Origin of the sequence: Neorhizobium sp. DAR64872/K0K18 (genome assembly GCF_050500175.1) — a bacterium.
GTDB classification, from domain to species: Bacteria; Pseudomonadota; Alphaproteobacteria; order Rhizobiales; family Rhizobiaceae; genus Neorhizobium; species Neorhizobium soli.
The window spans coordinates 2588912-2603007 of sequence record NZ_CP191446.1 but is presented as its reverse complement, the minus strand read 5'-3'; the positions used below and the strand labels follow the sequence as shown (position 1 = coordinate 2603007).

The following is a 14096-nucleotide window of genomic DNA, read 5'->3' as shown; positions in this document are numbered from 1 at the left end:
ATGTTAGGTTCCAAGAAGGGCGGTCGCCATGATGTGACCGTTGGCATACTGGGGAGTTCGATGAACCCAAATTTTCGCAATTTTGCCCTCTGGGCCATTATAGCCCTGCTGCTGATCGCTTTGTTCAGCATGTTCCAGACGGCGCCGTCGCAGACGTCCTCGCGCGAAATTCCGTATTCGCAGTTCCTGCGTGACGTGGATTCCGGCCGCGTTCGCGACGTCGTCGTGACCGGCAATCGTGTCCTCGGCACCTATACCGAGAACGGCACCAATTTCCAGACATACTCCCCGGTCATCGATGACAGCCTGATGGAGCGTCTTCAGTCGAAGAACGTCTCGATCATGGCTCGCCCCGAGACAGACGGATCGTCTGGCTTCCTGAGCTATATCGGCACGCTGTTGCCGATGCTGCTGATCCTCGGTGTCTGGCTGTTCTTCATGCGCCAGATGCAGGGTGGCTCACGCGGTGCGATGGGCTTCGGCAAGTCGAAGGCGAAGCTTTTGACCGAAGCGCATGGCCGCGTCACGTTTGAGGACGTTGCCGGCGTCGACGAAGCCAAGGCTGACCTCGAGGAAATCGTCGAATTCCTGCGCGATCCGCAGAAGTTCCAGCGTCTCGGCGGTCGTATCCCGCGCGGCGTGCTGCTTGTCGGCCCTCCGGGCACCGGTAAGACGCTGCTCGCCCGTTCGGTGGCAGGTGAAGCCAACGTGCCGTTCTTCACGATCTCCGGTTCGGACTTCGTCGAAATGTTCGTCGGTGTCGGTGCATCCCGTGTGCGTGACATGTTCGAGCAGGCGAAGAAGAATGCGCCTTGCATTATCTTCATCGACGAAATCGACGCCGTCGGCCGTCATCGTGGCGCAGGCCTCGGCGGTGGTAACGACGAACGGGAGCAGACGCTGAACCAGCTTCTGGTCGAGATGGATGGCTTCGAGGCAAACGAGGGCATCATCCTCATCGCCGCGACCAACCGCCCTGATGTTCTCGATCCCGCTCTTCTGCGTCCAGGCCGTTTCGACCGTCAGGTCGTCGTGCCGAACCCTGACATCGTCGGTCGCGAACGCATCCTCAAGGTGCATGCACGCAACGTGCCGCTCGCTCCGAATGTGGATCTCAAGGTTCTTGCCCGCGGTACGCCCGGTTTCTCCGGTGCCGACCTCATGAACCTCGTCAACGAATCTGCCCTGATGGCAGCCCGCCGTAACAAGCGCCTTGTCACCATGCAGGAATTCGAAGACGCCAAGGACAAGATCATGATGGGTGCCGAGCGTCGCTCGTCCGCCATGACCGAAGCCGAAAAGAAGCTTACCGCCTATCACGAAGCCGGTCATGCGATCACCGCCCTCAAGGTGGCCGTTGCCGATCCGCTGCACAAGGCGACCATCATTCCGCGCGGCCGTGCGCTCGGCATGGTCATGCAGTTGCCGGAAGGCGACCGCTATTCGATGAGCTACAAGTGGATGGTGTCGCGCCTGACCATCATGATGGGTGGCCGCGTTGCCGAAGAACTGACATTCGGCAAGGAAAACATCACGTCCGGTGCATCCTCTGACATCGAGCAGGCGACCAAGCTTGCGCGTGCCATGGTCACCCAGTGGGGCTTCTCCGACATCCTCGGTCAGGTCGCCTATGGTGAAAACCAGCAGGAAGTCTTCCTCGGACATTCGGTTTCGCAGTCGAAGAACGTGTCCGAATCGACGGCCCAGAAGATCGACAGCGAAGTGCGCCGTCTGATCGACGAAGCCTATACGGAAGCGCGCCATATCCTGACCGAATACCACGATCAGTTCGTGGCCATCGCTGAGGGCCTTCTCGAGTACGAAACCCTTTCGGGTGACGAAATCAGAGCGCTGATTCTCGGCCAGAAGCCGTCGCGCGACCTTGGCGACGATTCGACGCCAAGCCGTGGTTCGGCTGTGCCGAGCGCCGGTGCAAAGAAGGACGAGCCGAAGGGCGATGCGCCCGAAGGCGGTCTTGAACCTCAGCCGCACTAATCTCTACTGCATCAAACCTATTGAAGCCGCTGCGGAAACATCCGCGGCGGCTTTTGCTTATAGACTTCAGCGGGGCTGGTTCGGTAACGGGATATAAGCGATTTTGACGGTAATTTAGGTGCCAACGCAGATGAACTGTGGCATGAGCCGATCTTGGACGGCAGTGCCGCCGATCCGCTCGGGCATGTTGCACATACAGACATAACCGGGCGAAGACCGCGCTTTTGAGAGCGCGTGTACCAGGGAGCTTACATGACACGCCGCTATTTTGGGACTGATGGCATCCGCGGGCATTCTAACGTCTATCCGATGACGCCAGATCTCGCGATGCGCGTCGGTATTGCCGTCGGAACAATTTTTCGCAACGGAACGCACCGCCACCGCGTGGTGATCGGCAAGGATACCCGTCTTTCCGGCTACATGCTGGAAAATGCCATGGTCGCGGGCTTTACCGCAGCCGGCCTTGACGTGTTTTTGCTTGGCCCGATCCCGACGCCCGCCGTTGCCATGCTGACGCGCTCGCTGCGTGCGGATGTCGGCGTGATGATTTCCGCTTCACACAACCCGTTCGAGGATAACGGCATCAAGCTGTTCGGCCCCGACGGCTACAAGCTTTCCGATGAGCTGGAAATGCGGATCGAGGATCTGCTCGACAGCGACCTCCATTCGCAGCTGGCAAAATCGGCCGATATCGGTCGCGCCAAGCGCGTCGAGGGCGATATCTACCGTTATATCGAACAGGCCAAGCGCACGCTCCCGCGTGACGTGACGCTGCACGGTCTTCGGGTCGCGATCGATTGTGCGAATGGTGCCGCCTACAAGGTCGCGCCGCTGGCTCTGTGGGAGCTCGGCGCCGAAGTGGTCACTATCGGCAACGAGCCGAACGGCACCAACATCAATCTCGATTGCGGCTCAACCAGCCCGGCGGCGCTGCAGCGCAAGGTCCACGAGACGCGCTCCGATATTGGCATTGCGCTCGACGGCGACGCGGACCGTGTCATCATCGTCGACGAGAATGGCGATATCATCGACGGCGACCAGCTGATGGCGGTTATCGGCGAAAGCTGGGCGGAAGACGACAAGCTGACCGGTGGCGGCATTGTCGCGACCGTCATGTCCAATCTCGGGCTCGAGCGCTTCATGGAGACGAAGGGCCTGACGCTTGCGCGCACCAAGGTCGGCGACCGGTATGTGGTCGAGCACATGCGCAATCACGATTTCAACGTGGGTGGCGAACAGTCCGGTCATATCGTGCTGTCGGATTTCGGCACCACCGGTGACGGTCTTGTCGCAGCCTTGCAGATTCTTGCCCGCGTCAAGCGGCTCGATCGCCCGGTGAGCGAAGTCTGCCGCCGGTTTGAGCCGGTGCCGCAGCTGTTGAAAAACGTACGCTTTGCCGGTGGAAAGCCGCTGGAAAATGCCGCTGTGCGGCAGGCGATCGCGGATGCGGAAGCCGAGCTTGCCACCAAGGGCCGCCTCGTCATCCGCCCGTCGGGCACCGAGCCGCTGATCCGTGTCATGGCTGAAGGCGACGACCGGGCCCAGGTCGAGCGCATCGTCGGCGATCTCGTCACGGTGATTGCCAACGCCAGACCGGAAGCGGCCTGACGGATCGTTCGGATCTAGCCTCTCCCGGCTATGACGGGAGAGGGGGCGCGACCTCGTGGCCGTTCGCTGGTTACGGCCGCCACTGTCTGAACTTGCCGTCCAGTGCGCCGTCGAGGTAGAAGGCGGCGCTGATCAGGGCGAGGTGGGTAAAGGCCTGCGGAAAATTGCCGAGGAACTCACCGCGCGGATCGAATTCTTCCGCATAGAGCTGCAGGTGATTGCCGAACAGGAGCAGCTTTTCCATGTTGATCTCGGCTTCCGCCAGGCGACCGGCGCGGGCGAGGCACTCCACATACCAGAATGAACAGGCGGCGAAGAAGCCTTCATCGCCGTCCAGGCCGTCCTTGCGCTTGTAGCGCATGACGAGCGCATCATCGGCAAGTTCATTGCCGATTGCATCGAGCGTCGCCAGCCAGGCCGGGTCGGTGGCACTGATGAAGCGCACGAGCGGCATCATCAGCATGGACGCGTCGAGATCACTGCCGCCCTTGGCATGAACGAAGTGCCCGAGATCGGCATTCCAGAAGTTTGCCCAGATGTCGTCGCTGATGGCATTGCGTGCCTCGACCCAGCGTCCGAACGGAGCTGTTAGCGACCGCTTCTGAGCCAGCCGGATGGCGCGATCGACAGCGACCCAGCACATGAGCCGGGAATGCAGATGTTCCTGCGGCTCGCTGCGGATTTCCCAGATGCCGGCATCGGCGTCCTGCCAGATGTCGCAGACATGGTCGACGATGCGCCGGACAGCATTCCAGTTGTCGTGGGAGATCGCCTCGCCGTATTTGTTGCTTATATAGACCGAATCGAGAAGCTCGCCGTAGATGTCGAGCTGGATCTGTTCGGCGGCATTGTTGCCGACGCGGATGGGTTTGGCACCGCCATAGCCCGAGAGGTGGTCGAGTTCCTGTTCGGTGTCGACGCGACTGCCATCGAGATTGTACATGATCTGTATTTCCCCACCTGGCGACCGGTCCGTCCTGTCGACGAGCCAATGGGAAAATGCGTTCGCTTCGTCCTGATAGCCAAGGCGCATCAGCGCGTAGATCGTGAAGGAGGCATCCCGGATCCAGGTCGCACGGTAATCCCAGTTTCGCGGGCCGCCCGGAGCTTCGGGCAAACCGAATGTGCCCGCTGCGGCGATGGAACCGTTCTTTTGCGAGGTCAAAAGCTTGAGCGCCAGTGCCGAGCGGGTGACGGAGGAGCGCCAGCGACCGGTATAGGTCGAGCGTTTTGCCCAGCCCTGCCAGTATTCTATGGCGTCCTCGATTGCAGCGCTGACAGCGTCCTTATCCCAGACGTCGCCGTCATTTCCGTCCAGAACAAAGTCGGCCGTCTCTCCGGCTTTCAACGAAAACCTGGCGCTGACGCCGCCGTCTTCGTTTTCGAAGGTCACCGGGCCCGAGAGGCGAAGGGTGAAATCACCGCAGCGGAACGTTGACACGCCGCCGTCGACCGTGACCTCGGGCACCTTGCGGGCATAGTCGAAGCGCGGCCAGCAACGCAGCGAAAAGGTCATCTCGCCGCGGGTAACTTCAACCCGGCGGATCAGGTTCTCTACCCCGTCCTCGGTTTTTGGCACCGGCATCAGATCGACCACTTCGGCGCTCTGGTGCTGTCCGAGCCAGCGGGTGAGGAGGACGTTGGTCTCGGGGATATACATCTGCAGACGACGGGCATCGTCGATGTCAGGCGAAAGCTCGAACGCGCCGCCCTTTTCCGGATCGAGGAGTGCGGCGAAGATGCTGGGACTGTCCAGATCCGGCCAGCAGAGAAAATCGATCGCACCATCGCGCGCAACCAGCGCTAGGGTTCTCAGATTGCCGACCGCACCATGTTCGGCGATCGGTCGCGGCACGTTGGCGTGGACCGCCAATGATTTCCCAGTATCGGTATTCAGTTGTGTCAAAACCTGACCCTTTCCTATGCAAAACGGACAACTCCGAAGCAGCAGATCGGTTCGCCGATAATGTCTCGGCTCGCCAAGAAGTTACCCCTGATTTTTTAGGGATCGAACTTCGAGATGGTGCGTTCTCTTTCCCGCAAGGACGGGATGGAAGAGATGCAGCACGTGAAAATCGAAGCTGTCCGCAGGGCAGCGGTCAAACTTGTCGCAAGGCATGAGCAGGAAAAACTGAGGACTGCGCTCGCCGACCATCTTCGATCCGTGGCCGAGCTGAAACGCAAAGCCAAAGCGGACCGGGAAGGCTGACCGACGCGAGAGGGCGGCAGGCGAGGGCGTCATTCACGAAAAATTCGCCCATAATTTTTTAGAATTCACTTATATAATGTGAACATGTCGTTAAGAGCAGTGTGCTGTTAACCGCAAATCTTCACGAATATAACCTTGCTGGGGTTATAGTTAATCAGCATTTAACCTTTTTTCTTCATTCTTCATTGTCAAAGAGGTGGCCGGGCGTCGTGCCTGCCATTGACGCGACAAGCTTGGAGATGAGCCATGAAGAAGTGCCTAGCAGCCACGATGGCGTTCTTGCTGACGACCACCGTTGCCTATTCCGCGGATGTCTATCAGCCGCAGCCGGAAGCCTTTCAGGATGCACCGGAAGTGACGGTTCAGGAGTCGACCGGGTGGTACCTGCGCGGCGACGTCGGTTATTCCTTCAACAAGCTGCGCGGCGCCAAGTTCTTTCAAGGCGGCAGCTCGGAAAGCGAAACGGATTTCCGGTCGACGGATATCGACGACAGCTTCACGTTCGGCGGTGGTGTCGGTTACCAGATCAACAACTACCTGCGCTCGGACGTGACATTCGATTACCTGACGAAGAGCGACTTCGAGGGGTCGACAAGCGGCAGTTGCGGCGTGGCGACGGACTGCATTTCCAAGGATCGCGCCTCGATGAGGGCGTATAGCCTTCTCGCCAACGTCTATGTCGACCTCGGCACCTATGCGTATTTCACGCCCTATGTCGGCGCCGGTATCGGTGCGACCTACGTGAAATGGGACAAGCTGCGCAACACGTCCTGCGCCACCGGAAACCCGGCGCTGTGCGATGATTCGGTTGAACACGGCGGCAAGGGCTCGTGGCGCGCGACCGGTGCCCTGATGGCTGGCGCGACCATCGACGTGACCTGCAACGTCAAGGCCGATGTCGGCTACCGCTTCCGCTATGTCGACGGCGGCGACATGTTCGGTTACGCCTCGAATGGTGGCCCGGGCCGCGACAAGGGCTTCTACAGCCACGAAGCACGCCTTGGCGCTCGCTACGTCTTCGGCGGCTGCGCGACACCCGTCGCCTACGAGCCGGAACCGGCTCCGCTGGTCTACAAGTAAGCTTCATCTCGATCTCGAGAAAAAGGGTCGCCTTCCCGGCGGCCTTTTTTCGTTTGGCGGCCCCGACGAAGACGAATTTCCGTTTGGCCCGGCTGCTTTCGCCCTATCATCTCACTGGGACACCGGGATCGTTACGAGGACTGCGCGATAGAGCGGTCACAGCACCAACCGCATCGGCAGCCAATCACGAACTCTTGACGAACGCACTCTCCGCCCAAATTGTCGATAAACGCGATTTTGATCGCGCAGTGGGAGAGGATGAATGAAGAAGTATTTTGTTTCGACGGTTGTAGCTGGCCTTGCAGTATCAGCGTTTGCCGGTTCGGCATCGGCCCAGAGATACCTTGATGACTACGTTGGACGGCGCATCAATGCCGTGAAAGACGATCTGCGCGACCAGGGCTTTCGCGATGTTGGACGCATTTCGGACCGGCGCGGCAGCTACGCACTCATGTTCGACGGCCGAACCTGCCTCGCGTTGCACGGAGGCAGAGGCGTGATCGACGACATCGACAGGCTTGATCGCCAGGATTGTGATCCAAGACGTCGGCCACGTTACTGACAACAGGGAAGTCTGATCGACGGTCAGTCATCGAACGGACCGTCGATCCTGTGTCTGTCGATTATGCGCAGGCTACGATCAGGTTCGATGACGTAAGTTTCGCTGATCCGTTCACCGAACTGGTTGCGAAATTCATGGGGTATCCTGCTGCCCACCGGTGCGTTTTTCAGCCGCGTGTGAGGCTGCCCTTTGTATGTGATGCTCCCGGGGATGGGGGAAAGGTCGACCTGTGATGTCGAGCAGGCCGTGAGGAGGCCTGCTGCAGCCAGTACAAGAAAGCGTTTCATGGTCTGCTCCTGGATTTGTAGGTAAGCTGTCAAACAGCCAGGGCGGAGAAAAGTTTCCCGATAGGCTGCGGGCTTCAAACTCATATTGCTGAAGACGCACTGACGTTGCAGGGCTGCACGCCATTTCGACAGTATTGGCGCGATAGTCTTTGAACTTTGCAAGGGTGATCAGTCGGGGAATCGGCATATCAAACATATGCTAGCAGACCGATCCCGGTCTTGTGCTACTCCGGCTCCATCAGCGCGATCTTGCTAGCCGCACTCTCCAGAAACCCATTTCCACTTGCGCTTCTCTCATCTTTCCACTATCCACGGCGGCGGGACACTCCTCCCCAACGAGGAGCCAATTACCTGGAAGGGTATACATATGGCCACTGCCGCAAAGCCGGACCTGCGTCCGAATAACGCCCATTTTTCTTCTGGCCCTTGCTCGAAGCGCCCCGGTTGGTCGCTCGACGCTCTCTCCGATGCCCCGCTCGGTCGTTCGCACCGCGCCAAGGTTGGCAAGGACAAGCTCAAGCAGGCCATCGATCTCACCCGTGAAGTTCTGAACGTTCCGGCCGATTACCGTATCGGCATCGTTCCCGCATCCGACACCGGCGCCGTTGAAATGGCGATGTGGTCGCTGCTTGGCGAACGCGGCGTCGACATGGTCGCCTGGGAGAGTTTTGGTGCCGGCTGGGTCACCGACGTGGTCAAGCAGCTGAAGCTGAAGGATGTCCGCAAGATCGAGGCCGATTACGGCGTTCTTCCCGACCTTTCCACTATCGATTTCGACCGTGACGTGGTCTTCACCTGGAACGGCACGACGTCTGGCGTTCGCGTTCCGAATGCCGACTTCATCCCTGATGACCGCAAGGGCCTCACCATCTGCGACGCAACGTCGGCCGCATTTGCGCAGGACCTCGATTTTGCCAAGCTCGATGTCACCACCTTCTCCTGGCAGAAGGTGCTGGGCGGCGAGGGTGGCCACGGCATGATCATCCTGTCGCCGCGCGCTGTCGCCCGTCTTGAAAGCTACGTCCCGGCGTGGCCGCTTCCAAAAATCTTCCGCATGACCTCGGGCGGCAAGATTTCCGAAGGCATCTTCAAGGGCGAGACGATCAACACGCCGTCGATGCTCTGCGTCGAGGACTATATCGATGCACTGCAGTGGGCAAAGTCGCTCGGCGGCCTCAAGGCGCTGATCGCCCGTGCCGACGCCAATGCGAAGGTGATCTTCGATTTCGTGGCGGCCAACGACTGGATCGCCAATCTGGCGCAGGTCGATGAGACGCGCTCCAACACCTCGGTCTGCCTGAAGATCGCCGATGCCGATGTCGCCGCTCTCGACGCTGACGCACAGGCAGCCTTTGCCAAGGGCGTGACCTCAATCCTCGAAAAGGAAGGCGTCGCACTCGACGTCGGCGCTTACCGCGACGCACCGTCGGGCTTGCGCATCTGGGCTGGCGCCACCGTCGAAGAGGCGGACATGAAGGCGCTGATGCCGTGGCTCACCTATGCGTTCGAAACGCAGAAGGCCGCGCTGTCCAAGGCCGCTGCCTGATCGAATTCCGGTGCCGCCGCTCACCCGTCTAGGGACGCGGCACCGTTTCATCCGCATTTAGAGATTACACCCCTTATCAGGAGCCCAACCCATGGCACCTCGCGTTCTCGTATCCGACGAACTCTCCGAAACCGCTGTCCAGATCTTTCGCGATCGCGGCGTCGAAGTCGATTTCCAGCCGAAGCTCGGCAAGGACAAGGACAAGCTCGCCGAAATCATCGGCAATTACGATGGCCTCGCCATCCGTTCCGCCACAAAGGCGACCGAGAAGCTGATCGCTGCTGCGACCAACCTCAAGGTCATCGGCCGCGCCGGTATCGGCGTCGACAATGTCGACATCCCGGCTGCCTCCAAGCGCGGCATCATCGTCATGAACACGCCGTTCGGCAACTCGATCACGACCGCCGAACATGCGATTGCCCTGATGTTTGCGGTTGCCCGCCAGCTGCCGCAGGCCGATGCCTCGACGCAGGCCGGCAAGTGGGAAAAGTCGAAGTTCATGGGTGTCGAAATCACCGGCAAGACGCTTGGCGTCATCGGCGCCGGCAATATCGGCGGCATCGTCTGCAAGAAGGCAATCGGCATCGGCATGCATGTCATCGCATACGACCCCTTCCTCTCGGCTGAACGCGCGCTGGACATGGGCGTCGAGAAGGTCGAGCTGGACGATCTACTGGCGCGCGCCGACTTCATCACCCTGCATGTTCCGATGACCGACAAGACCCGCGGCATTCTCGGCAAGGAAAACCTTGCCAAGACCAAGAAGGGCGTGCGGATCATCAACTGCGCCCGCGGCGGTCTCGTCGATGAGGCAGCGCTTGCTGAAGCCATCAAGTCCGGCCATGTCGCCGGTGCTGGTTTCGACGTGTTCGAAGTCGAGCCTGCGACGGAAAGCCCGCTGTTTGGTCTCGACAACGTCGTGTGCACGCCGCATCTGGGCGCCTCCACCACGGAAGCCCAGGAGAACGTTGCGCTGCAGGTGGCTGAACAGATGTCGGACTATCTGGTCAAGGGTGCCGTTTCCAACGCCATCAACATGCCCTCGATCACCGCTGAAGAAGCACCGATCCTGAAGCCGTTCATCCGTCTTGCCGATGTTCTCGGTGCCTTCGTTGGTCAGGTCACGGAAGATCCGATCAAGGAAATCGAGATCCTGTTTGATGGCGCAACGGCCGGAATGAACACCAAGGCGCTCACCTCCGCGCTTCTGGCTGGTTTGATCCGTAACCAGGTGGCAGACGTGAACATGGTTTCCGCGCCGATCATGATCAAGGAAAAAGGCATCGTCCTGTCCGAGGTCAAGCGCGACAAGACCGGTGTCTATGACGGCTACATCAAGCTGACGGTCACCACCGACAAGCAGAGCCGTTCCGTCGCCGGCACCGTGTTTTCGGACGGCAAACCGCGGTTCATCCAGATCAAGGGCATCAACATGGACGCCGATGTCGGCGCCAACATGGTCTACATCTCCAATACCGACGTACCCGGCATGATCGGCTTCATGGGCACCACGCTCGGTGATGCCGGCGTCAACATCGCCAACTTCCATCTCGGCCGCGAGAAGGATGGCGGCGATGCGATCGCGCTGCTTTATGTCGATGGTCCTGTTTCGAACGACGTGCTTGCCCGCCTGACCGCCAACCCGGCGATCCGTCAGGCCCGCCAGCTGGTCTTCAACGTCGAGTAAACCATCCTCCCGGTTGACCAAGAAAAAGCCCGGTGCCAGCGCGCCGGGCTTTTTCGTTGTGATCAAGCCGATGTGATCGGTCCATACGCTAAATCTCCCGCTGGTTGTATTTGCATCGCTTGGCTCCCGTTTCATCGTCCGATATCTACTTCGACGGGAAAAGATGGTGGTGGCTCTAAAATAATTGCCTGCCACTCTCTATATCTAGGATCACGACCGCATCGGGCGGCCAGAGGAGAAACCAATGTTATCCAAGCTTCGGCGTTTCCAGAAACTCTTCGCGATCTTCGCGGTCGGAATGGCAGTTTCGCTAACAGCCGTCGATATGGCGGAGGCGCGCCGCGCCGGCGGCGGTTCCAGCTTCGGCAGCCGCGGTACACGCACATTCGCACCGCCGCCGACCACGAACACGGCACCGGGCACGGCGACCGGCATCAATCGTTCGATGACGCCCAACACGCAGCAGAACGCAGCGTCTCCTGCTAACGGCGCAGGCGCCCAGGCGGCTCAGCCGCGTCGTGGCCTGTTCGGCGGCATGGCTGGTGGTCTTCTCGGCGGTCTGGCTCTCGGTGGCCTGTTCGGCATGATGATGGGCAACGGTTTTGGCGGTATGGCCGGCATGTTCGGCATGCTGTTGCAGATCGCGCTGATCGCGGGTCTTGCCATGCTGGCCTTCCGCTTCTTCGCCCGTCGTCGCCAGCAGCAGCACCCGGCGGGTCCTGCCGGCAACGCGCGCGATAACGGTTTCGGCGGTAACAGCCGTGACAACAACAACCATGCCTATCAGGCACCGCAGAACAACGGTGGCGGCTTCCAGATCCCTAAGATCGGTTCTGGCGGCGGTGCGATGGGTGGCTTCGGTGCCACGCAGGCTGCGTCTGCTCCGCGTCAGGCGGGTCCCGACACGGATGAAGTCGGTATCACCGGTCGCGATCTCGGCCTGTTTGAAAAGATGCTGACGGATGTCCAGGCTGCCTATGGCGCGGAAGACTACGCGAAGCTTCGCAATCTCACCACGCCGGAAGCCATGTCCTATCTGGCCGAAGAGCTTGGTGAAAACGCCACCAATGGCGTGAAGAACGAAGTCCGCGACGTGACCCTGTTGCAGGGCGACCTTTCGGAAGCTTGGCGCGAAAACGGCCAGGAATACGCAACGGTTGCGATGCGCTACTCGAGCGTCGACTTCCTCAGCGATCGCAACACCGGCGCTGTCGCCGAAGGTGATCCGAATGCCGTGACGGAAACGGTCGAGATCTGGACCTTCGTGCGCAAGCCGGCCAATGACTGGAAGGTCTCGGCCATCCAGTCGGCTGCCTGATCAGCCAATTCCCAGCAGCGCGATCGTCTTGTCGTCGCGCTGACCGCCGAAGAACTTCTCAAGGGCTCGCTCGAAAGGCGAGCCCTTTTCTGTTGCGGCTTTATCGAACAGCGTCATCGAACTGCGAAACTTCATGTCGTCGGGGGACCCGAGGATGGTGCGCGCCGTAAGTCCTTCATGCGGAAGCATGGCGTGCGTGCATTCGAGGAGACGTGGTCCAAGCACCGGATGGTCGAGATAGGTCTGGGCTTCTTCCAGGGAGGTAAGTGCGAAGCGTTGTGACATGATCGAGGGACCAAGACCGGCGATCTGCGGGAAAATGTACCACATCCAGTGCGACTCTTTGCGGCCGTTTCGCAGTTCGCTCATGACCTGCGCGTAGACCGGGTCTTGTGCATCCACGAACCGGGTAAGGTCGGATTTTCCGTTATCGACAGTCATGCCGCGCTCCTCGCATCATCTCCCAACGGCCGCCATGAAGACACCGCAACTGTGAAATTTTTGCGGCAGGGGTGTTTCATGCTGCACTGCACCCTAAATCGGTTGGATGGATTTTTTGATTACAGAGTTTCGTCAATATACCGACTGGCTGCCGAACTGGATGGTGAGCGTCGGCCTTCTCGTGGGCGCGGTCCTGATTGGTCTGGCGATCCACCGTTTCGCGTTCGGTATCTTCAAGCGGCTGGTGGAAGACAAGGACCTGTTCTGGCGATCGCTGGTGTCGCGCGGGCGCCGGCCGATGCGTTTGACGGTTCTGACATTCACTGTATCGTTTGCATCATCTATCGCACCGCTTGCGGCTCGACCCGCCGAAATCATCCGGCATGTGCTGCTGCTGGGTTTCATCCTCGTGCTCGGCTGGGTCGCAAAGACGGCTTTGCATATTTGGATGACGGTCTATCTGCGCCGCTTCAAGCTGGATGCGGAAGACAACCTTCTTGCCCGCACCCACGTGACCCAGTCGCGGATTGCCGAGCGCATTGCCGGCGCGATGATCGTCATCGTCACGGTTGCCGCGATGCTGATGACCTTCCCGGCCGTCCAGCAATACGGCGTCAGTGTGCTCGCCTCCGCCGGTGTCGCCGGTATCGTGCTGGGCCTTGCCCTGCAGCCCATGCTTAAAAACATCTTTGCCGGCATCCAGCTTGCCATCACGCAGCCGATCCGCATCGACGATGCGCTGATCGTCGAAGGGGAGTGGGGCAATGTCGAGGAAATCACGTCGACCTATGTGGTGGTGAAGCTGTGGGACTGGCGGCGCATGATCCTGCCGCTCTCCTATTTCATCGAGAATCCGTTCCAGAACTGGACCCGCGAAGGTTCGGCCCTGATTGGCACCGTGATGATCTATCTCGACTATTCCGTTCCCGTCAGCGCCATCAGGCGCAGGGTCGAGGAAATCGCCAACGAGTCGAAGATCTGGGACAGGCGCGTGGTCAATGTTCAGGTGACGGATTTCAAGGAAAGCGTGATGGAGATCCGTATCCTGATCTCCGCCAACAACGCGCCGAAGACGTTCGACATGCGTTGCGAGATGCGCGAGAAGATCATCGACTTCGTTCAGCGGGAATATCCGGCAGCGCTGCCTCGTCTAAGGGTCGAAGGTGCGAGCAACAGCAACGGGCACGCAAACGGCGCCGTCGCGGATACGGCCCTGCGTCACGCGAACTTCCAGTCCTGATGTTGCTGCTCTCTGACACTGAGGGCGCAGATGGGTTGAGTGCGCTTCTCTTGCGCGCCAGCTCATTCCTTTCTATATCCTCTTTCTGAAAGCCTTTGCGCGGACGATCCCGCACATCTGGTG

The 14096-nt window shown here is 59.8% G+C and carries 12 protein-coding genes; 9 read left to right on the top strand and 3 right to left on the bottom strand.

The genetic code is table 11. The features are described from left to right. The first annotated feature begins 60 nt into the window (after positions 1 to 60). On the top strand, positions 61 to 1995 hold the full coding sequence (gene ftsH, locus ACQY1P_RS18300; protein ID WP_062461836.1) for an ATP-dependent zinc metalloprotease FtsH: 1935 nt from the start codon (positions 61 to 63) through the stop codon (positions 1993 to 1995). Positions 1996 to 2247: 252 nt separating this feature from the next. Beyond that, positions 2248 to 3603: a phosphoglucosamine mutase gene (gene glmM, locus ACQY1P_RS18295; RefSeq protein ID WP_430254788.1), complete on the top strand. Its 1356-nt coding sequence runs from the start codon at positions 2248 to 2250 to the stop codon at positions 3601 to 3603. Between the two features lie 70 nt (positions 3604 to 3673). Here the strand turns inward: glmM and ACQY1P_RS18290 are convergent, their stop codons facing one another. After that, positions 3674 to 5509, bottom strand: coding sequence for a glycoside hydrolase family 15 protein (locus ACQY1P_RS18290; protein ID WP_430254786.1), 1836 nt, complete (start codon positions 5507 to 5509; stop codon positions 3674 to 3676). A 153-nt stretch (positions 5510 to 5662) separates the two neighbouring features. Between ACQY1P_RS18290 and ACQY1P_RS18285 the strand changes: the two genes are divergently transcribed. The 3 genes from ACQY1P_RS18285 to ACQY1P_RS18275 all read left to right on the top strand — a co-directional run bounded on the left by ACQY1P_RS18285 (position 5663) and on the right by ACQY1P_RS18275 (position 7454). Further along, positions 5663 to 5812 carry a hypothetical protein gene (locus ACQY1P_RS18285; protein WP_162728259.1) on the top strand — a complete coding sequence of 50 codons (150 nt, stop codon included), beginning with the start codon at positions 5663 to 5665 and terminating at the stop codon, positions 5810 to 5812. A gap of 246 nt (positions 5813 to 6058) precedes the next feature. After that, positions 6059 to 6892, top strand: coding sequence for an outer membrane protein (locus ACQY1P_RS18280; protein WP_174196167.1), 834 nt, complete (start codon positions 6059 to 6061; stop codon positions 6890 to 6892). A gap of 262 nt (positions 6893 to 7154) precedes the next feature. Next, a complete protein-coding gene (locus tag ACQY1P_RS18275; protein WP_430254784.1) occupies positions 7155 to 7454 on the top strand; it encodes a hypothetical protein in 300 nt (99 codons plus the stop codon). Between the two features lie 23 nt (positions 7455 to 7477). On the opposite strand, the gene ACQY1P_RS18270 is transcribed toward ACQY1P_RS18275, so the two are convergent. Next, entirely contained in the window at positions 7478 to 7741 is a 264-nt protein-coding gene (locus tag ACQY1P_RS18270) for a hypothetical protein (protein WP_062461833.1), read from the bottom strand. 367 nt (positions 7742 to 8108) lie between these two features. Between ACQY1P_RS18270 and ACQY1P_RS18265 the strand changes: the two genes are divergently transcribed. The 3 genes from ACQY1P_RS18265 (at position 8109) to ACQY1P_RS18255 (ending at position 12292) form a co-directional block, all read left to right on the top strand. Then, positions 8109 to 9287 (top strand): phosphoserine transaminase, encoded by a 1179-nt coding sequence (locus ACQY1P_RS18265; RefSeq protein WP_209901750.1) that lies wholly within the window; start codon positions 8109 to 8111, stop codon positions 9285 to 9287. Positions 9288 to 9378: 91 nt separating this feature from the next. Continuing rightward, complete coding sequence (gene serA, locus ACQY1P_RS18260; RefSeq protein ID WP_062460720.1) at positions 9379 to 10974, top strand: phosphoglycerate dehydrogenase; 1596 nt, start codon at positions 9379 to 9381, stop codon at positions 10972 to 10974. A 244-nt stretch (positions 10975 to 11218) separates the two neighbouring features. Then, on the top strand, positions 11219 to 12292 hold the full coding sequence (locus tag ACQY1P_RS18255; protein ID WP_062460715.1) for a Tim44 domain-containing protein: 1074 nt from the start codon (positions 11219 to 11221) through the stop codon (positions 12290 to 12292). On the opposite strand, the gene ACQY1P_RS18250 is transcribed toward ACQY1P_RS18255, so the two are convergent. Continuing rightward, complete coding sequence (locus tag ACQY1P_RS18250) at positions 12293 to 12733, bottom strand: DUF1810 domain-containing protein (RefSeq protein WP_092659917.1); 441 nt, start codon at positions 12731 to 12733, stop codon at positions 12293 to 12295. Positions 12734 to 12839: 106 nt separating this feature from the next. Between ACQY1P_RS18250 and ACQY1P_RS18245 the strand changes: the two genes are divergently transcribed. Continuing rightward, positions 12840 to 13973: a mechanosensitive ion channel family protein gene (locus tag ACQY1P_RS18245; protein ID WP_430254781.1), complete on the top strand. Its 1134-nt coding sequence runs from the start codon at positions 12840 to 12842 to the stop codon at positions 13971 to 13973. Positions 13974 to 14096: the final 123 nt, after the last annotated feature.